This is a genomic window from Pedobacter sp. 01N416, from assembly GCF_056399685.1.
In genome coordinates, this window is the sequence record NZ_JBFTRT010000997.1 from 1 (window position 1) to 734 (window position 734).

The 734-nt window shown below is 31.5% G+C and carries 1 protein-coding gene; it reads right to left on the reverse strand.

Features of this window, described 5'->3' with window-relative positions:
• Positions 1-734, reverse strand: a 734-nt coding sequence (locus AC1DND_RS28890; protein ID WP_477586411.1) for an ASPIC/UnbV domain-containing protein, incomplete at both ends; no start/stop codon positions are given.

Genomic DNA, 734 nt, shown 5'->3' on the forward strand with positions numbered 1-734 from the left:
CTGCCGTATAATCTGTAAATAGTGCTTTTGGTGTACTAATATTCTCCTTTTTTATTACAGCTTCATTCTGCTTAACTGTTAGTGTCTGATTTGATTGTACATTCTCAATCAAACTTTCTTTTCCGTCAGGCCAAACTATTTTTACATAATTTATTTTATTGTTTTTACCTAAACCAAAACAATTGATTTGATCTACACTTGATTGATAACCACGTACCACATACTTCTCCTGATACTGTAAATTATCCTCTGTTTTAATATAGATTTTAGCCCCAATTGCTGCTGTATTTAATCCTTCTCCAATAAGATTAATTTTTAAATAGTTCGATTTCAGTAAATCGGAATTGTTCTTATACACCATTACCGGTGAGTTTATATTACAAACAATTAAATCCAGATCACCATCATTATCCAAATCGGCATAAGCAGAACCATTTGAAACGGAAGGTGTTGAAATACCCCACTCTACTGTTTTATTGGTAAAAGTTAAATCATGGTTGTTTGAAAGAATATAATTTGAGATTTGATTCGATGGCATTTTTTTCACCAAATCGAAGGTTTGAAATTTTAAACTCCCTTGTTTAAGTGATTCTTTTTGGGCATTTGCAACGGTATATTTCAGAAAATCCATATCAGTAAAGTCTCTTAAATATCCGTTAGAAATAAATAAATCCTTCCAACCATCGTTGTCAAAATCAGCAAATAAAGGTGCCCAACTCCAATCTGTATTAGAA